16 protein-coding genes are annotated in these 18,462 nt (G+C 40.4%); 7 read left to right on the top strand and 9 right to left on the bottom strand.

The features are described 5' to 3' along the window. The first annotated feature begins 165 nt into the window (after positions 1-165). On the top strand, positions 166-1,911 hold the full coding sequence (locus tag CHI10_RS09195) for a B12-binding domain-containing radical SAM protein (RefSeq protein WP_095244006.1): 1,746 nt from the start codon (positions 166-168) through the stop codon (positions 1,909-1,911). 30 nt (positions 1,912-1,941) lie between these two features. On the opposite strand, the gene CHI10_RS22295 is transcribed toward CHI10_RS09195, so the two are convergent. Beyond that, a complete protein-coding gene (locus CHI10_RS22295) occupies positions 1,942-2,097 on the bottom strand; it encodes a hypothetical protein (protein WP_179288985.1) in 156 nt (51 codons plus the stop codon). Continuing rightward, positions 2,097-2,258 (bottom strand): hypothetical protein, encoded by a 162-nt coding sequence (locus CHI10_RS22290; protein WP_179288984.1) that lies wholly within the window; start codon positions 2,256-2,258, stop codon positions 2,097-2,099. The genes CHI10_RS22295 and CHI10_RS22290 overlap by 1 nt, the downstream gene beginning before the upstream one ends. Before the next feature lie 168 nt (positions 2,259-2,426). On the opposite strand from CHI10_RS22290, the gene CHI10_RS09190 reads away from it, so the two are divergent. Next, positions 2,427-2,774 carry a DUF3905 domain-containing protein gene (locus CHI10_RS09190; protein ID WP_095244005.1) on the top strand — a complete coding sequence of 116 codons (348 nt, stop codon included), beginning with the start codon at positions 2,427-2,429 and terminating at the stop codon, positions 2,772-2,774. 69 nt (positions 2,775-2,843) lie between these two features. Here the strand turns inward: CHI10_RS09190 and CHI10_RS09185 are convergent, their stop codons facing one another. Then, complete coding sequence (locus tag CHI10_RS09185; RefSeq protein WP_095244004.1) at positions 2,844-4,208, bottom strand: TrkH family potassium uptake protein; 1,365 nt, start codon at positions 4,206-4,208, stop codon at positions 2,844-2,846. Positions 4,209-4,345: 137 nt separating this feature from the next. On the opposite strand from CHI10_RS09185, the gene CHI10_RS22650 reads away from it, so the two are divergent. From CHI10_RS22650 to CHI10_RS09165, 5 genes are all read left to right on the top strand, one after another. After that, complete coding sequence (locus CHI10_RS22650; RefSeq protein ID WP_286137274.1) at positions 4,346-4,996, top strand: CdaR family transcriptional regulator; 651 nt, start codon at positions 4,346-4,348, stop codon at positions 4,994-4,996. A 107-nt stretch (positions 4,997-5,103) separates the two neighbouring features. After that, on the top strand, positions 5,104-5,463 hold the full coding sequence (locus CHI10_RS22645; protein WP_286137273.1) for a PucR family transcriptional regulator: 360 nt from the start codon (positions 5,104-5,106) through the stop codon (positions 5,461-5,463). Positions 5,464-5,567: 104 nt separating this feature from the next. Beyond that, the gene (gene glcD / locus CHI10_RS09175; RefSeq protein ID WP_095244003.1) at positions 5,568-6,980 is read left to right on the top strand and encodes a glycolate oxidase subunit GlcD; all 1,413 of its coding nucleotides are present in this window, start codon (positions 5,568-5,570) and stop codon (positions 6,978-6,980) included. Next, entirely contained in the window at positions 6,977-8,302 is a 1,326-nt protein-coding gene (locus tag CHI10_RS09170; protein WP_095244002.1) for a (Fe-S)-binding protein, read from the top strand. The genes glcD and CHI10_RS09170 overlap by 4 nt, the downstream gene beginning before the upstream one ends. Positions 8,303-8,412: 110 nt before the next feature. Beyond that, on the top strand, positions 8,413-8,613 hold the full coding sequence (locus CHI10_RS09165; protein WP_095244001.1) for an alpha/beta-type small acid-soluble spore protein: 201 nt from the start codon (positions 8,413-8,415) through the stop codon (positions 8,611-8,613). 49 nt (positions 8,614-8,662) lie between these two features. Here the strand turns inward: CHI10_RS09165 and CHI10_RS09160 are convergent, their stop codons facing one another. The 6 genes from CHI10_RS09160 to CHI10_RS09135 form a co-directional block, all read right to left on the bottom strand. Next, positions 8,663-9,850: an anti-sigma factor domain-containing protein gene (locus CHI10_RS09160; RefSeq protein ID WP_095244000.1), complete on the bottom strand. Its 1,188-nt coding sequence runs from the start codon at positions 9,848-9,850 to the stop codon at positions 8,663-8,665. Then, positions 9,847-10,593 carry an RNA polymerase sigma factor SigI gene (gene sigI / locus CHI10_RS09155; protein ID WP_095243999.1) on the bottom strand — a complete coding sequence of 249 codons (747 nt, stop codon included), beginning with the start codon at positions 10,591-10,593 and terminating at the stop codon, positions 9,847-9,849. Before sigI ends, CHI10_RS09160 begins: the two co-directional genes overlap by 4 nt. 260 nt (positions 10,594-10,853) lie before the next feature. Continuing rightward, positions 10,854-11,330, bottom strand: coding sequence for a hypothetical protein (locus CHI10_RS09150; RefSeq protein WP_095243998.1), 477 nt, complete (start codon positions 11,328-11,330; stop codon positions 10,854-10,856). Between the two features lie 155 nt (positions 11,331-11,485). Then, positions 11,486-14,770, bottom strand: a complete 3,285-nt coding sequence (locus CHI10_RS09145; RefSeq protein ID WP_095243997.1) for an efflux RND transporter permease subunit — start codon at positions 14,768-14,770, stop codon at positions 11,486-11,488. A 184-nt stretch (positions 14,771-14,954) separates the two neighbouring features. After that, positions 14,955-16,334 carry a Na+/H+ antiporter NhaC gene (gene nhaC, locus CHI10_RS09140; RefSeq protein WP_095243996.1) on the bottom strand — a complete coding sequence of 460 codons (1,380 nt, stop codon included), beginning with the start codon at positions 16,332-16,334 and terminating at the stop codon, positions 14,955-14,957. Between the two features lie 393 nt (positions 16,335-16,727). Further along, entirely contained in the window at positions 16,728-18,305 is a 1,578-nt protein-coding gene (locus CHI10_RS09135; RefSeq protein ID WP_095243995.1) for a peptide chain release factor 3, read from the bottom strand. Between the last annotated feature and the right edge of the window lie 157 nt (positions 18,306-18,462).

Below are 18,462 nucleotides of genomic sequence, written 5' to 3'. Positions count from 1 at the left end.
CTTACTATAGTTATAATACAAATTGTTGTATTTTTATAAATATTATAATAATTAGTATAGTATATCTTCCAATACATATGTCAATGTTTTACTTCCTTTTTTTTAGTCAAAAATATGATACAATTATATGATGTTTAAGTTGCTAAAAAGGGAGTTCAGAAATAAATGAAAGTTATCGCCAGTACGCTTAACGCTAAATATATTCATACAAATATAGCGATCCGCTATTTAAAAGCATATGCTCAGCCTGATTTCGATGTGGAATTAGCCGAATATACTATTAAAGATCCAATAATGAATATTGTTACAGACCTGATCCGCAAAAAACCTGATGTGATCGGATTCAGCTGTTATATTTGGAATATCGAAGAGACCATCAAGGTCATTAAGATGATTAAAAAGATAGATTCCTCCATTCATATTGTAGTCGGAGGGCCAGAAGTGACATATGATGTTGCAGATTGGATGAAGAATGTAAATGAATTTGATTACATTGTCATCGGGGAAGGTGAGGAAACCTTCAAACAGCTGCTGACGGAGCTGAACAGCACCATGAATATGGAAAATGTGCATGGTCTTGCTTTCAGGGAAAACGGCCAGGTTCGCATTAATCCACAGCGGAATAAGCTGGACTTGCGCGATCTTCCCTCACCGTTCCGCTTTGAAGAAGATATTCCTCATCTTTCAAAGCGGGTCACATATATAGAAACCAGCCGGGGGTGCCCTTTCAGCTGCCAATTTTGCCTTTCTTCCATTGAAGTAGGTGTGCGTTACTTTGACAGGGAAAAAATCAAGGACGATATCCGGTATTTAATGAAGAATGGTGCAAAAACCCTTAAATTTGTGGACCGCACATTCAACATTAGCCGCAGCTATGCCTTGGAAATGTTCCAATTTTTGATCGATGAACATCTGCCGGGAACTGTCTTTCAATTTGAGATCACTGCAGATATCATGAGACCTGAGGTAATTGAATTTCTGAATAAGGAAGCACCACGAGGATTATTCCGATTTGAAATTGGCGTACAGTCGACAAACGACTATACAAATGAATTGGTCATGAGGAAGCAGAATTTTGACAAGCTTTGCCGAACAGTCACAATGGTAAAGGATGGAGGAAAAATCGATCAGCATCTCGACTTAATTGCCGGCCTGCCTGAGGAAGATTATAATTCATTCAAAAGAACATTTAATGATGTATTTGCCATGCGGCCGGAAGAGCTCCAGCTCGGCTTCTTAAAAATGCTGAGAGGCACCGGACTTCGCTTAAGAGCAGAAGATCATCAATATATTTATATGGACCATTCACCATATGAAATATTAGGAAATAATGTTCTGTCCTTCGATGACATTATTCGCATAAAACAGGTCGAAGATGTGTTAGAGAAATATTGGAATGACCATAGAATGGATGCAACTGTTGAATATTTGGTTACAAAAGTATTTCCGACCCCCTTCGATTTCTTCCAGGAATTCGGCAGCTATTGGGAGCAAAAAGGCTGGTCCCGAATCGGGCATCAGCTTGAGGATTTATTCAAACGCCTGTTTGAATTCCTTCAAACAAAAGAAATTGATGATCTGGATATAGCTGAAGGACTAATGAAGTTTGACTATATTTCAAAACAAAAATATAAGCCCAGAAAACCATGGTGGCAGCCAAGCTTTGAGAAATCCGAAAGATCAAAGCTTTACCAGTCTCTGCTTGAAAACCCAAATCAGCTGGGAGAAAGCTTCTTAAGCCTTCAGTTGAATGAAAAAGAAATATACAAACATACCTTAAGTGAAAGATTATCCTATGATATCGAAAGGTATATTAACGAGGGAATAATTGAAAAGAAAGACTCTTTTCTTCTTGCCTATTTCGATTCAGGCTCTGAAACAGTCTCTATCTTTTCCGGGCCTTTACAATAATGGAAGAACCGGCAGAAATCTGCCGGTTTTTTAGCATTTATCTTTATTTTTCTTTTGATCTTTATCCCGGTTCATAAAAGGCAACTCGTAAAATTTTCCGGCATTTATATCACCAAACTCCATGCCGAATTCTACATTGGCAGAGCCATCCTGCCGGCTGGTTTTTCGTGGTTTATTTTGATCCACTAGGCTCTTCCCTCTCTCCCATGCTTAGAGTTGCGGTTAGCCATTTTCATCGGATTTTCTTCCTGGCTGAATTCTGCTGAAAACTCAGATTCCTGAATATTCTTCTTAGGCGTCTTGCTGTATTTTTCAACAGCATTATACTCAGCTTTTCGTTTGGCCATCCCAATCTCCTCCTGAAAAAATTTCTTCGTGTTAAATTAATTTTCATGCTTTAACACAGGTTTATTTTTAGTAAAATAAACGGTTTCATTCCTCCCTGTGTCTTCCTTATTTTGCATTCATAAATTTTTCTGCAGTGCAAAAAATAGAGTAAAAAGGAATGAGCCGCTATGACAAATAAAAAGAAGTTAAATAAAAGCATTGGCATTAACGAGACACTTCCACATCAAATTGAAGCTCCGAGCTTTAAAGACACAGGCATGAAGCTTCAGCCTCCTTTCAAAAATTCTTTTGGCGTAACTATTGGGGACAGTCATTATTCCTCAAACAGTTCACCGCTGGAAAACTGGAGTGATGAAACAGACCCTGCAGTTATGGCTGGAGACGAATGGATTCATCCTACAAACGATATCGGCTGGAATACAACGGAAAACAAGGAACTCCTTGAAAGCAAAAAACCGCCTCAAGCCTATCCTTTCATGCATCCGACTAAGGATGTCAGCCGCGGAACAGATTGAAAAAAAACGCCATGCCTCGAAATAACTCTTAAAAAAAGCAGTCCGGAAATACTATTCCGGGCTGCTTTTTTAGCCAATGATAACTCGCTCTTTTGGATAATGGTAATTTGGCTTTTTCTCTTTGCCGCCTATTATGAATAAGAAAGAAGTTAAACCGATTCTTCCAATAAACATTAAGGCCATTATGATGCATTTCCCGATAATGGACAATTCAGGTGTAATTCCTAATGATAATCCTGTGGTCCCAAAAGCTGAGCAAACCTCAAAGATAATTTCAATGAGCTCAAGCTGCTTTTCTGTAATGCTTAAAATGACTACAGAGAAAAAACACATTCCTATAGCAAGCAGCGTGATAGCAAGGGATTTCAGTACATCATCTTCATGAATTTCCCTTTTAAATATCTTTATATCCCGATTTCCTTTTGCAAAATGATAGATGAAAAGGATATTAACCGCAAAAGTCGTTGTCCTTATGCCCCCTCCGACAGAGCTTGGAGACGCCCCGATGAACATTAAAATACTCATTATAATGAGTGTGGGCATTGTAAACTCATTTACATCCATGGTTGATAAACCGCCGCTCCGGGTGGTAGCGGATTGGAAGAATGCATAAAAAAAGCTTTCATGCCAGTTCATATCCTTAAAATATTGATTGAATTCCATGACAAGCAAAATAACAGTTCCAAATACAAGAAGAGCTGCATATGTAACAGTTGTCAGTTTGGCAAATAAAGAAAATCTGAAAGACTGTTCCTGATTCCATTTATTGCGGAATAGATATTCTTTTAATTCGATAAGAACAGGAAAGCCTATAGCTCCTAAAGTAATCAGGATAACATTGATAAGCTGCACGAAATAATCGCCGGCAAATGGTTTGAGAGATGCTCCTGTTATATCCATGCCTCCGTTAGTTGTGGCACTGACAGATGTGAACAGCGCATGCAGAAATGCCTTATCCCACGAAGGATAATATTTAAGAAAATGAAAGCCCAATATGAGTGCACCAAGGGTTTCAATCACCAATATTATTTTAATAATTTCTTTTACTAAATGCACAAGCCCTGACAAGGCATACTGATTATGATCCACCATAATAAGGCGGCGTCCCCTTAATCCGATCCTGCGGCCCAGCAGGAGCCAAAAGAAGGTGCCCAGCGCCATGATCCCTATTCCGCCAAACTGAAGTATGAACATTATGACAAAATAACCAAAAACACTATAAGTTTCTGATATATTCACCACTGTCAGACCGGTAACACTGACTGCACTTACAGCAGTGAAGACCGTATCAATAAATGAAACCTCCACTCCCGGCTTATGTACAGCCGGTATCCTTAATAAAAGTACCGATACGGATACTGCCAATAAATAATATCCGGATATTACTTGGGCAGGTGTTAGTTTATCCAGCCAATTTCTTATGTCCTTCCACATATAATACCTGTCCCCTTTAAAATTTTTCTATCCCTTATCATAATGAATATACCCTGTTTTTAAAAGAGATATTAGATAATTCGCAGGAAGTTTTTTATTTATATATAATAAAATTAAAAACCAAAGGGAGACTTGATATGCTGCTGCCTGATCTGGCTGAAAAAATCATAGCTGAAGTGCGTCAGTTTCTTCAGGAAGATATCATAGTTGCCAATACCTGCGGAGTGATCATAGCAAGCACAGACGCCGGCAGAATAGGCAATTTTCATGAAGGAGCATTGCTTACTATAAAACATAAAGAAAAGCTGATTATTACCAGAAAGGATCAATCACGCCTTCAGGGTGTAAAAGCAGGCATTAACCTGCCGATCTTTTTCAAAGGGGAAACAGTTGGCGTTATTGGCATTACCGGAAATCCCGATGAAATTTCCCCATTCGCAGAGATCATCCGTAAACTGACAGAGTTGTTTATCAGCGAAAGTTACTTTGCAGAGCAGCTCGATTGGCAGGCCCGTGCAATGGAAGGTTTTATGTTTGACTGGCTGCAGACGAAGGAGTGGGATCCTGCCTTTAAAGAACGTGCTCACCTGCTGAAGATAAATCTCTCAGTGGATAGACAGGCATCGATCGCAGAATTCAGGCAAACTAGCCAATTGCTTCATCGTGATCTTTGGAATAGAATTTTATCCTGGAAGGAAGCAGGGCCCAATGATATTCTGATTCGCTGGGGAAATGATCGAATTGTCCTTTTAGCCGGGGTTTCTTCAGCAAAAAAGATCGCAGCATAAGAGAAAAGATCACACGCTTCCATCGTTTTCTGGAAAACCTGCTCGCTGCCAAAGTTAGTATCGGCACTGGAAAACCATTGCCTCCCTTTAGTTTGTCCGAATCATTTATGCAGGCAGAACGAGCTTTAAAAATCGCAAAAGACCGGGGGACCATCATATTTGATCAGGATTTGACCATAGAAATGATATTTGATGATCTTTCTCCGGAAACTAAGAAGGACTTTATAGAAAGAACCATCGGCACATTTATGTATGAAGAGGATCTTATGGTTACCCTTAAGGAGCTATTCAGGCAAAATCACTCTTTGAAAAATACTGCTGAGGCGCTGCATATACATATTAACACTCTTCATTACAGACTCAAGAAAATATCAGAGCTTTCAGGGCTTTACCCATCAAATTTGAATGATTTAATGAAATTATTCATAGCTGTAAAGCTTTTGGAGGAAGGTACAAAAAATAATTAAAACACTCCTTGATATTTGTATAATTATCTATAGCAGGGATTCCCTGCTTTTTTTATACTTAAAGAATAGATATTGCCAGCCTGCTATTAAAGGAGAGGATCTATTTGGTTGACGTACAAATAAAAGAAAAATTTATCGCCATTGTCGGCACAGAAAATTATGATGACTCTAAAGCTGGGCGCCTCGTTTATTCTTATGATGCTACTCCTAATTTCCAATCGATGCCAGATGCGGTGATCAGTCCCCGAAACGCTCAGGAAATTTCCCAGATCCTCAAAATTTGCAGCAGCAGAGGAATTCCAATCGTCCCCAGAGGATCAGGCACCAATTTATGTGCAGGCACCTGTCCCACAGAAGGCGGAATTGTTCTCCTGTTTAAGCATATGAATAAAATTATTGAAATCGATGAAGAGAACCTGACAGCTACAGTACAGCCGGGTGTTATCACACTTGATATGATTAATCAGGTTGAAGCAAGAGGGCTATTTTATCCCCCTGATCCAAGTTCAATGAAAATAAGCACAATCGGCGGAAACATCAATGAAAATTCAGGCGGACTGCGCGGATTGAAATATGGCGTTACAAGGGACTATGTAATGGGGCTGGAAGCTGTACTTGCGAACGGAGACATTATCAGAACTGGCGGCAAGCTTGCAAAGGACGTGGCTGGTTATGATTTTACCAGGCTGCTGGTTGGATCTGAAGGAACTTTAGGGATTATTACGGAAGCCACATTAAAGTTAATTCCGCTTCCTGAAACAAAAAAGACAATGCTTGCTCTCTTTCAGGATCTGGAACAAGCTGCGAAATCCGTCTCAAAGATCATCGCTGACAAAATCATTCCGGCCACGCTTGAATTTTTAGATCAACCAACACTAAAAGCAGTAGAGGATTTCGCACAAATCGGTTTGCCGACTGATGTTAAAGCTGTACTTCTTATCGAACAGGATGGGCCGGTTGACGTTGTGGAAAAGGATATGCAAAAAATGGCTGAAATCTGCCAAAGAGAAGGAGCTGTATCGGCACAGCTTGCAAAATCTGAAGAAGAAGCCGAAGCCTTAAGGACAGCAAGACGTGCGGCCTTATCGGCTCTTGCACGCCTAAAGCCGACCACCATTCTTGAAGACGCTACAGTGCCAAGATCTGAAATTGCCAATATGGTAAGAGCCATAAACGAAATTTCTCAAAAATACGGGCTTTCCATCTGTACCTTTGGCCATGCAGGTGATGGAAACCTTCATCCGACATGCCCTGCAGATGCCCGGGATAAAAACGAAATGGAACGGGTTGAAAAAGCGTTTGAAGAGATTTTTATCAAGGCGATCGAACTTGGAGGAACAATAACAGGGGAACATGGAGTAGGAGTCATGAAAGCTCCTTATCTTGAACTGAAACTGGGCCAGGCAGGGATTGATGCCATGAAGGCTGTAAAGACTGGCTTAGACCCCAATAATATTCTTAATCCCGGCAAAATTTTTGCCAAGGACAACAGAAAACGTGTGGTGGTTACACAATGACAACATTAAAAGAACAGACAATCATTCAGGAAGAATTTGAGAAGCGAATGGATGAAGATGAGCTCCTGAATTGCATGCGCTGTGGCTTTTGCCTCCCTTCATGCCCTACTTATGTCGAGTCAGGCTTTAAAGAAGCACACTCCCCAAGGGGAAGGATTGCATTAATGAAAGCTGTTGCTGACGGATTGATTGAACCGGATGAAGACGTTGAGAGATCTCTTGATCTTTGCCTGGGCTGCCGGGCATGCGAGCCTGTATGTCCTTCAGGGGTAAAATATGGACACTTGCTGGAAGAAGCGAGGGATATTATTAACCAGAATAAGAAACACTCACTTCCGGTCAGAGCGGTTCGCAATTTGGTCTTTAATGGGCTTTTCCCCCATCAGAACAGAATGAGGGCAGCTGCAGGGCTATTGGGCTTTTACCAGCGTTCAGGCCTGCAATCGGCCGCCAGAAAAACAGGGATGCTGAATTGGCTTCCAAAAAACCTCAGTGCAATGGAAAAGGTGCTTCCTCAAGTACCAAAATTAAAAGAAATGAAAAATAGGCCATCCTATTTCCCGGCAGATAAGCCAGTAAAGAAAGCCGCTTTTTTTACCGGGTGCTTAATGGACACGATGTTCCTTGAAACCAATAATGCAACAATAAAGCTTCTCCAGCTTGCCGGATGTGAAATTCATATTCCTCAAAATCAGGCTTGCTGCGGTGCTCTTCACGGTCATAGCGGTGAAAAGCAGACAGCTAAAGATCTGGCAAAACGGAACATAGAAGCTTTTGAAAAGCTGGATGCAGACTATATCATCACAAATGCAGGAGGATGCGGGGCATTCCTTATTGACTATGGCCACCTGCTTAAAGATGACCGGGAATGGCATGAAAGAGCTGTAAAGTTTTCGGAAAAACTTAAAGACATCAGCCAAATTCTATATGAACTTGAATTTCATAAAAAAGTTCATCTTGAGCTTCCGGGGCAGGTCGTAACCTATCAGGATTCCTGCCATTTGCGCAATGTCATGAAAACCTCCACAGCACCTCGTACCCTTCTGAATTCAATAAGGGGCATTGAATTCAGGGAAATGAAAGATGCAGACAGATGCTGTGGTTCTGCCGGTATTTATAATATTGTTGAATCTGAAATGTCTATGCAAATACTTGATCATAAAATGATTCAGGCCAAGTCAGCAAATGCTGCGGTGATTGCGACCTCTAATCCAGGCTGTCTTCTGCAGATGAAGCTGGGGATCGAACGGGAAGGTTTAAATCATAAGATTAAAGCAGTTCACATCGCAGACATCCTACTGGAGGCTGCCTGTGAAAAATAAACATGTGCTTATGCCGAAATATTACCACTTATGAAAACTCCTTTTTAATTCATACTACAAATACAGAGGGATGGTAACTCTGTAAGACCAATAAAAAGGAGTTGAATACAATGGCAAGAAGCAGCAATAAGCTTTTAGTTCCTGGTATTGAACAATACATGGACCAGGTTAAATATGAAATTGCCCAGGAATTTGGTGTTCAATTAGGCTCTGATACAGTATCCCGGTCTAACGGATCTGTAGGCGGAGAAATTACTAAGCGGCTTGTCCAGCAAGCTCAAGCACAAATGTCCGGCCAGAATAATCAATAACAACTTCATATAAATGGAAAAAGTCCGGAGCATGCTCCGGACTTTGCTTTTATCTTTTTCCTTTTTCCTGGTGTTTCCCTTGTTTATTTCCACTGTGATCATCTCGATGGTCCCTTTCTTTATGCTTCCCCTCAGGACCGTTTCCGCCTTTATTTTTCCAATTATCTTTTTTATCTTTATGATTTTTATCAGGTTTAATCCTTTTTTCATTGGCCCTATGGCCGCCGTTAGGAGGATTTTGATTGTTTGGGGCTTTCACCCTATCTCCCTGGTTTTTCTTATCTTTATTATTATGTCTATCATCATGATTATTCTCATGGTGATTGCCATTTCCATTGCTGTTATCAGCTTTGTTATTTTGCTGTTTAGAATGTTTATGCTGATTTTCTGATCTCTTTATCTGCCCGGGAACAGCCTTCTTTTCTTCCTTATCTTTCTTTACGCGCCAGTCTTTCTGTTTTAATTGGCTTTGAGATTTTTCAGCAGGTTTTTGTGGAGCAGTAGATGCTTTACCTGATTGTTTCTCCTTATTCACTGGCTCAGAAACTTTCTTATCGGCACTGCCAGCCTTAATTTTATTTTCTTTATACAAACCAGGTGACAGCCCTTTATCAATAGCTGCTTCTCTTTCCTCTTCACTTGCTTCCAGTAAAGTTACCTCAAGCTGCTCTTTTTGTGCCGCTTTTTTTATATCTGCTAACTCTTTCTGAATACGCTCATCCGCTTCTTTATTCTGTTCTGTATACACGGCAGCAATGACTACCTCTTTATTTTCCTTAAAATAGCCCTGCTTCTTTATCTGAAGGAGAATTTTGTCAGCCACTTCATGAATGCTGTTCTTTTTCCAGTTCTTGATATTCTGGATAATAAGTTTTCCTTCTTCATTATAAGGAATGAGTTCTACTACCTGATATTCCTGATTGACCCCTAATTCAATACTCGGATTAACGTCTATTGACATATAAGCGTACACTTCATCGTTTTGCAAAAACGGCAGAAAAGACACGATTGCGAGTATCATCGCAAATGCTGCTGCCATTATTCCTTTTCCTCTGGATAATCTAAAAATAGATAGAGGACGCGACAATTTTCCGTTTTTCAGTTCTATTGGGAAGAAGACAATTTCCTGGCCTATTGCGTATGCCTGATCTTGTTTTCGGGCACGCAGAAATTCTCCTTCCGGGGTTAATAGTGTTAAAAAACGTTCGTTTATTTCCATGATTATACCTGTTTTCACGTTTCCAACACCCCTTTGATATAATCCTTTAAAAAGACATAATCGCCAGTTAATATCAATGATATGGCAATTATATATTTTCTATTTCTCTCTATTGTTTTTCTGCTTAAAGATACATAACCCTCCAGCTGCTTTATAGGCAGCTTTTTTTTGTCAAAAAGAATACTTTTGAGTTCTTCATTTTCAACCAGAATTTTGGCTACAGTCATTGCATTTTTTCGTGCATCCGCATGTTTTGGGGATTGTTCGATCAGATCACTGAAGGTAAGGCCGAATTCCTGAAGAATCTGAGTAAACTGGACAATTTCTTCTTTCCTCAGTTCTTCATCTGTTTTTTTCCTGTAGTCTTCAATGGACAATTCGTCTTCTATAGCCGAGCTGGTTGTATCATCATCTTCCAGATTAGAGACTCCATTAAAGCTGAGATTCTGAAATTTGGATTGCTTACGGATATAATCAATAACCCGCCTTTTAATCAGCACTTCCGAAAAGCTTATGAGTGAACTTCCCTTATCAGGACTGTACTTTTGAATGGCTTCATTAAAAGCTATGAGGCCAATGCTAAATTCATCATCAGATTCATGAATATACCTCTTGCAGACTGATGATACTGTTTTAGCAATAAACGGCTTATATGACTCTATTAGCTCATTATTCAATGCTGCATTTCCCTGCTGTATTAACTTTACCGTTTCTTCGAGCGATTTTTTACGCTTTTTCGGCATAAACAATAAACCCAGCAATAGCCCCACCTCTTTTCAAAACACATTATATCATACGGCGTCCAATCCGTATTATGGGCAGGGCTAATGTAAAATCTTTAATACACTTTATTGAAACTCATATGATTTCATCTCATGAAAAAGCGGCCGCTTGTTCATTACAACTGTACGGATTCATGGAAGGGATTTGTGGGGGTAATGTAAGAAAATATTTTAAAAAAGAAAAAAGCTTCAGCACCACTAAACAATTAGTGTGACAAAGCTTTTTTAATCAATAAAACTCAACTTTGAGTGGTTGGCTTTCTCCATTTCAGGATTAACCACCTGATTAGCAGGCCGGTTACTACACCCGGAATAACAAAGATCATAGGAAGAAAGACCGGTCCGAAAAAAATCCCAAACAATTTGAGTTTTGTTGAGTACATTAGTCCTACTGTGACAAAATAGGCACTGAATACAAAAGGAAGGAATGATAATTCTTCCTTTTCCGGCATAGCACTGCGGTATGCATCCCACATTGCAAACATGTAAAGACAAGGATAAAACATGAGCCACTGATAATTAAGGACATGAACAGCTTTTTCAATTTCGCCCATAAAACTGTACATGATGGCCGAATTAAAATGGCTGTATACATTAATGATAAATTCAAGGACGACAAACAATGTCCCCTTCCAAAGCTGCCCCGCCAATAATTGGCTAAAACCCGGCAATGCAATACTCCAAAAAACCGCTTCTAGTTTACTGAGTTTTTTCATTTCATTACCACCAGCTACAAGTCGATACTTTTATTGTGCTCTGAATATTGGTCAATTATCAATTTATTTTCCAGATATTTTCCTGAAACACCATCTAAAAAATAAACTTCAGCACAAAAATAAGACCCCTTCAGTAGAAGGAGCCTTCATCAGATCTAGGAATTATCATCCCGTTTCTGGTTTTTCTTATCATCGTCATCTCTTTTTACAATTTTTAACAATTCCTCCAGCATAGCTGCCATATCATCTCTGCTGTAGGATTTGACATCAGAAGATTGAAGCTGTTTTTTGTCTTCGTCATTATCGTGATCCCAGTTTTTGTCCACTCTTTCTTCAAGCAGGTAAGCTGGCACTAAGTGGCCATCCGGTGTTGCATACATTTTATTTAATCTCCGTGTACCCTTGTCAAAAAAGCTATATACAACTGGTATGACAAATAGTGTCAGGAACGTACTGCTGATCAGTCCGCCAATAAGAGTAATGCCCATGGGCTGGTTAATTTCTGTTCCTTCTCCAATGCCAAGTGCTAAAGGCACTAAGCCAAGTATAGTTGTTAAGGCTGTCATGAATATTGGCCTTGCACGGTCCTTAACAGAAATAATTATGGCATCGTAGCTCTTAAGGCCCTGCTCTTTCTTTTGGTTAATATAATCGACAATGACTATTGCATTATTCACTACAATGCCCGCAAGCACAATAATCCCGATTATGGCTGTTAAACTAATAGGTGTTTGGGTTACGGTAAGAGCAATTGCCACACCTATCACCATGAGCGGCACAGTAAACATGATAACCAGCGGATACTTAAGTGATTCAAATTGAGCTGCCATGACAAGATAAATAAACACGATTGCCAGTACAAATGCCAGAATCAGGTCATCAATGGATGATTCCAGCAATTCTCTGTCACCGCTAAAAACGATTTCTGTTTCATCCGGCAATTTCAGATCAATAATTTCTTTATCCACTTCTTTTGACATGGCACCCATGTTTGTAGAAGACTTGTACTTTAATGTAAATTGGACAGCATCCTGCTGATTAATCCGCTGAATATTTACCGGTCCTTCTCCGCGCTCAATATTGGCTACATCATTCAGAGCGGCATAATTGCCATCAGGCTTTTTAATAAGCAATTTCTTCAAATTCTCTATATCCTGTGTGACTTCCCGATCGTACTCAACAAATACCCCATATATATTGGATTCATCATCTATCATTTGTGTAGCACGATTGCCCCGGGTTACGCCATTTACTGCCATGGCTACCTGGGCGGGAGCCAAACCCTCTTCAAGAGCCTTTTCACGGTCCACAGTTATCTGAATTTCTTCAACGGTATCCATGAGATCAGTCGACAATTCGGTTACATCCTCAAGGTCCTTCAATGCATTATAGATTTTATCAACATTCTCCTTTAAACGGTTGGGATCTGTGTCCCTCACACTAAAGGTCAGTGTATTCGGCGATGTACCTGCTGTCGACTGTGTATTAAATGAGAGTTCAGCAGTTTCATTAACCTTTGATGCAGCACTTTCCAGATCCTTTTTCACCTCATCGACAAATTCAAAGGTAGACCTTTCCCGCTGGTCCAGCTCTTTCATTTTGATATACAATTCAGCGATATTGGCATTTTTTGAGCCCCGGAAGGACCCTTCCTGTGTAGTTCCAATGAGACTAACAAATGTATCTACATCTTCTTCATCCTTTAATTCTTCCTCTAAAGCAGATACAGCCTTTTCTGTTTCTGAAAGTGCAGTGCCGTTCTCAAGCTCCATACGCACCGTAAAAAAGCCCTCATCTGCATTTGGCAGAAATTGTGTACCTACTGTGGTCAATCCAAAGCTGCCCGCTGCCAATAAAAGCATGGTAATTGCTATTACCGCTGCACGATTCCTTAATGACCACTTGATTGATTTTTCAAGTGATCGCATTAAGCCTGTTTCCTGCCTTTTTGCCTCCGTGTTTGTTCTTGGAGCCTTCAGCAGCCTGCTCGCAAGCATGGGCACTATTGTCAGGGCAACAACCAGAGATGCAAATAAACTAAAGGAAATGGTCAGGGCAAACTCCTTAAACAATTCACCGATTATCCCAGTTATAAATACTACTGGGAGGAATACGGCAACTGTCGTCAAGGTGGAAGCCGTAATTGCACCTCCTACTTCTTTTGCCCCAACACTTGCCGCCGTTTTCGGATCTTTCCCCATTGATAAATGGCGGTAAATATTCTCAATAACCACGATGGAATTATCCACCAGCATGCCTATTCCAAGCGCCAATCCGCCAAGAGTCATAATATTTAAGGTAAAATCGGAAAAATACATTAACACAAACGTGAAAATAACTGAATAAGGAATAGAGATTCCAATGATGAGCGGACTTTTGACATTTTTCAAAAAGAAAAACAGCACAATCATAGCAAAAATACCGCCAAGAATCAGTGAATTTGAGATATTTCCTATTGCAAGACTTATGTAATCTCCCTGATCGAAAAGAATTTCAGATTCAATATGTTCAAACTGTTCCTTTTCAAGAAGATTATCCAATTGCTTTATAAATTGATCTGAAACCTCTGCCGTATTAGCATCGGACTGCTGCAGGACACTCAGTAAGACAGATGGAGCCTGGTTTGTGCGCGTGATGGTGCGATCATCCTGGCTGGCCAGCTGAACCTCTGAGATATCATCAAGGCTTACTTTATTGCCTGTTGCGGGGTCTGCTGTTACCGTAAGTTTTTTCAGTGTATCCAGGGAATCAATGGAGCTGATAATTCTGGTTGTCAGCTCTTTTCCCTCAGTCAATACAGGATCACCCGGCATTGATATATTATTGGATTCAATTACATCCACAACATCCGCCTGGCTAAGTTTGAAATCTTTCAGCTTTTCCTGGTCCAGTTCCACTCTTACTTCCTTAATGGCTGTTCCTGAGAGATTTACGCTTGCTACTCCTTCCACTTTAGATAGCTCCAGGTTCAGTTCTTCCGCAAGCTTTCTTAATGCTTCAGGCTTCTCATCTGCACTAAGAGATAATTGAATAATCGGAAACTGAGCAGGGTCAAACTTCATAAATCGCGGTTTATCAGCTTCATCAGGAAGCTGTGTCTGATCCAGTCTTTGAATGACCTCACTTTGTATTTCATCAATATCTGTAGTCCAGGAAAATTGCATCAAAATGAAGTTTGCGCTCTCCTGTGAGGTAGAGGTCAAAGTCTTGATCCCCGGCAATGTTGCCAGATTTTCCTCAAGTGGCTTTGTTACTTTTTCCACCACTTCATCGGGACTTGCTCCAGGATACGAAGTGACTACTACTCCTACAGGAGGATTAAGATCTGGTATGAGTTTTAATGGAATATTTAAGAGGGAGACTACCCCTAAAATAAGCACTAAGAACATCGTAACCAATGTAAAAATTGGCCTTTTGATTGAAAAATCGCTTATTCGCACACATTCTGCTCCTTTCAATGACTGTATGAGGTAATCTGTGATCGATGCATGTAAAAATTAACACATTTTAACTATATTAAAGCAGCTATTGCGATGCAAGCAATCAGTGTGCTGTCATTATAATTACAAAAATTACATCAGCTCGTTATCCACAGAAAAAAGCAGCCTAAGCAGCTGCTTTTTTCTATAATTTTTCGATTTTAAAACCAGTAAATCCATAGATAATGGTGATTACAGGACTGAACAGACAGAATAATGCAAATGGCATATAAGCTGTTGTTTCTACACCTAAGACACCTGTCAGAAATACTCCGCATACACTCCATGGAACTAACGGGTTTACTACCGTGCCTGCATCTTCAAGAATTCTGGAAAGATTCTTTGGATGCAGCCCGGCTTTTTCAAAAGGCTCTCTGAAAGCATTTCCTGTTAAGAGAATTGACAAGTACTGTTCGCCAAGCAGGAAATTAATCCCGATTGCTGTTCCTGCTGCTGCCGCCACTAGAGCTGACATCCGATTCAAAAACCCTTTGACCCCTTCCAGAAGAGCTGGAAGGATCCCAAGCTTAAAGAATAAACCGCCCATAGAAAGCGCGAGCAATACCAAAGAAATCGAAAACATCATGCTTTCCATGCCGCCTCTTGATAAAAGGGCGTCAACTTCCTCTGAACCGCTATTTGAAGCATATCCTGAAAACAGCAATGTCATAACTTTTTCCAAGCTGAAGCTGCTTTGGACGATAACGGCTAAGATTAATGCAGATACTATGCCAGCAGACAGCGTAATAATAGCTGATACTCTTTTAATGGCCATTATAGTCAAAATCGCAAATGGAATGAGGGAGTACCAATGTACCAACCCCTCATCCAGCAAAGTTTTTTTCAGCTGGGCAATCTTTGAGAAATCAGATGCTGCCTCCGATGGTGACAGGAAAGCAAAGATTGCCAGTGAAATGATAAACGAAGGAATTGTTGTCCAGGCCATCGTCTTGATATGCTCAAATAAATCCACCTTAACTGTCGATGATGCCAGGTTTGTTGTATCGGATAGAGGGGACATTTTATCTCCAAAAAATGCCCCGGAAATAACTGCACCTGCCGTAATTGCATCCGAGAGACCCAAAGCTGAACTGACTCCCATAAAGGCCACTCCCAATGTAGCAGCTGTTGTAAGTGAGCTTCCTATGCTCATGCCGATCACAGATGCTACCACAAATACTATGGCATAAAAGAACTTTCCATTAACAGCTTCCAAAGCCATATAGATAAATGTAGGAATCGTGCCGCTCGCCATCCAGCTGCTTATCAGCATCCCGATTAAAAAAAAGATGAAAATAGCCCCTAATCCGGACTGGGCACCTTCAATAAGCCCCTTTTCCAGCTGTGTTATAGATACTTTTCTTATTAAACCGTAGGCTAATAACCCCATTATCGCGAAAACAACCGGAATATGTGGAACTGCCCCGGCAAAAATAATCGAATAACTGATTCCGCCTAAAATGATGAAAGTGACAATGAGTGCCTCCATGGGCTTTAAATTTAACGCTGCCTGATCATGATGCATAATGTATTCCTCCTAAATTTGCCTGTAATTTATACAAACAAAAAGAGCCCTCTCGCCTATAGGGACGAAGGAGCTCCGCGGTACCACCCTAATTGATAAGCTAACGCTGCTTACCCACTTAAAAAGTATTGTCCATATTGGATGCAGTTGTATTTCGACCATTGCTGCCTGGATTTTCATCAGCCATCCAGTTTCTAGTTGCTGCCGGCAATTACTCTACTTATGCTGCGGACAAGATTTTTTATTGAGATTACACTTTCTGCTTTTTAACTTAGACGCTTTTTAGCGTTAAAGCGTATGTGTTAATACTATATTATCAATTGATAGATATGTCAATAGTAATGAGGAAGGAATATATGGAAAGCTAAAACGGCCCATAAAGGGCCGCCAGCTTTATTCCGAGTCCATCGGATTATATAGTTTTACATCAGGATTTTTTTCCTGGAACCATCTGAGTGCAAAGTCATTTTCAAATAGAAAGACATTTTTGCCGTACCGATCTTTAACCAGGAGGCTTCTTCCGCTGGAAAGGTTTTCGTTGACCTCATCGCCTTCTACCCAGCGTGCGATCTTGGAGCCCTGCCTTTCCATATATACTTCTGTGTTATATTCATTTTTCATGCGGTGTTCAAAAACTTCAAACTGAAGCTGTCCCACTGCACCCAGGAGGTATTCTTCCATTTTGACTGTCTTAAACAGCTGGATGGCACCTTCCTGAACCAGCTGCTGAATGCCTTTATGGAAATGTTTTTGCTTCATGACATTTTTAGCTGTAACTTTAACAAAAAGCTCAGGTGTAAATTGAGGGAGACGTTCATATTGGAAGTTATTTTTTCCGGCTGTTAATGTATCGCCTATTTGATAGGTTCCCGGATCATAAATTCCGATGATATCTCCGCTTACTGCAGAATCAACCGTACTTCTGTCATCTGCCATGAATTGAGTGGACTGCGCTAGCTTAATGGACTTGCCGATTCTAGGTATATTCACAGCCATGCCCCGCTCAAATTGGCCTGAACAAATTCTTAAGAATGCAATCCTGTCGCGATGTGCAGGGTTCATATTGGCCTGGATTTTAAATATAAAGCCAGAGAATTCTTCTGAAAGCGGATCAATTTCCCCTGCAGTCGAATTTCTCGGCTGCGGCGGCGGTGCAAATTGCAGGTAAGACTCAAGGAAAGTCTGTACACCAAAGTTGGTCAGTGCGCTTCCAAAAAACACAGGTGTCAGTTCTCCATTTGCAATTCTCTCTCTTGAAAACTCATTGCCTGCTTCATTTAACAGCATAATCTCTTCAAGCGTCTGATCATATAGTCCAGAATCCTTAATGGAATGGTTGCCCTCTATTTCACCTTCCTGATTTAAGGAAATAAAGCGGTCCTCTTCCTCTACTCTGAATTGCTCAATTCGATTATTAAACCGATCATAAATCCCCAGGAATTCTTTTCCCATCCCAATAGGCCAGTTCATTGGGTAAGATTCAATTCCCATAACTTCTTCCAATTCAGCAAGGAGCTCAAGGGGTGCTTTTCCCTGACGGTCAAGCTTATTCATAAAAGTAAATATCGGAATTCCTCTCATGCGGCAGACCTTGAATAATTTAAGTGTCTGCTCCTCGATCCCTTTAGCTGAGTCGATGATCATAACGGCACTGTCAACGGCTGTCAGCGTGCGATATGTATCTTCACTGAAATCCTGGTGACCAGGCGTGTCTAGAATATTTACACGTGCTCCCTCATATTCAAACTGCATCACACTGGAGGTTACAGAAATTCCACGCTGCTTCTCAATCTCCATCCAGTCACTTGTCGCATATTTGCCTGTCTTCTTCCCTTTAACTGTACCTGCATCACGAATGGCACCACCGAATAATAAGAGCTTTTCGGTAAGCGTCGTTTTACCGGCATCCGGATGGGAAATAATCGCGAACGTGCGGCGGGATAAAACTTCTTCTTTAAAATTTTTGGACATATTCGTTCCTCACTTACTTATATGAAAATTTGTTGACCAAGCAATCAATGTGTCACTAATTATTGCAATACCTTCAATTTTATCGCTCTCAAGTCAAGTTTGCAACGCATTTAAAATTGCATATTTCTTTTTATAAATCTTTTTCAGGCTTATAATA

Origin of the sequence: Bacillus sp. 7894-2, assembly GCF_002272225.1 — a bacterium.
Classification (GTDB): Bacteria; Bacillota; Bacilli; order Bacillales; family Cytobacillaceae; genus Cytobacillus.
This window is presented reverse-complemented; position numbering and strand designations above follow the sequence as displayed.

Bases quoted from the DNA above. Each gene is read 5' to 3' on its own strand.
- CHI10_RS09195 (WP_095244006.1), top strand. From the start codon at position 166: ATGAAAGTTATCGCCAGTACGCTTAACGCTAAATATATTCATACAAAT.
- CHI10_RS22290 (WP_179288984.1), bottom strand. From the start codon at position 2,258: ATGGCCAAACGAAAAGCTGAGTATAATGCTGTTGAAAAATACAGCAAG.
- CHI10_RS09190 (WP_095244005.1), top strand. From the start codon at position 2,427: ATGACAAATAAAAAGAAGTTAAATAAAAGCATTGGCATTAACGAGACA.
- CHI10_RS09185 (WP_095244004.1), bottom strand. From the start codon at position 4,208: ATGTGGAAGGACATAAGAAATTGGCTGGATAAACTAACACCTGCCCAA.
- CHI10_RS22650 (WP_286137274.1), top strand. From the start codon at position 4,346: ATGCTGCTGCCTGATCTGGCTGAAAAAATCATAGCTGAAGTGCGTCAG.
- CHI10_RS22645 (WP_286137273.1), top strand. From the start codon at position 5,104: ATGCAGGCAGAACGAGCTTTAAAAATCGCAAAAGACCGGGGGACCATC.
- CHI10_RS09170 (WP_095244002.1), top strand. From the start codon at position 6,977: ATGACAACATTAAAAGAACAGACAATCATTCAGGAAGAATTTGAGAAG.
- CHI10_RS09165 (WP_095244001.1), top strand. From the start codon at position 8,413: ATGGCAAGAAGCAGCAATAAGCTTTTAGTTCCTGGTATTGAACAATAC.
- CHI10_RS09150 (WP_095243998.1), bottom strand. From the start codon at position 11,330: ATGAAAAAACTCAGTAAACTAGAAGCGGTTTTTTGGAGTATTGCATTG.
- nhaC (WP_095243996.1), bottom strand. From the start codon at position 16,334: ATGCATCATGATCAGGCAGCGTTAAATTTAAAGCCCATGGAGGCACTC.
- CHI10_RS09135 (WP_095243995.1), bottom strand. From the start codon at position 18,305: ATGTCCAAAAATTTTAAAGAAGAAGTTTTATCCCGCCGCACGTTCGCG.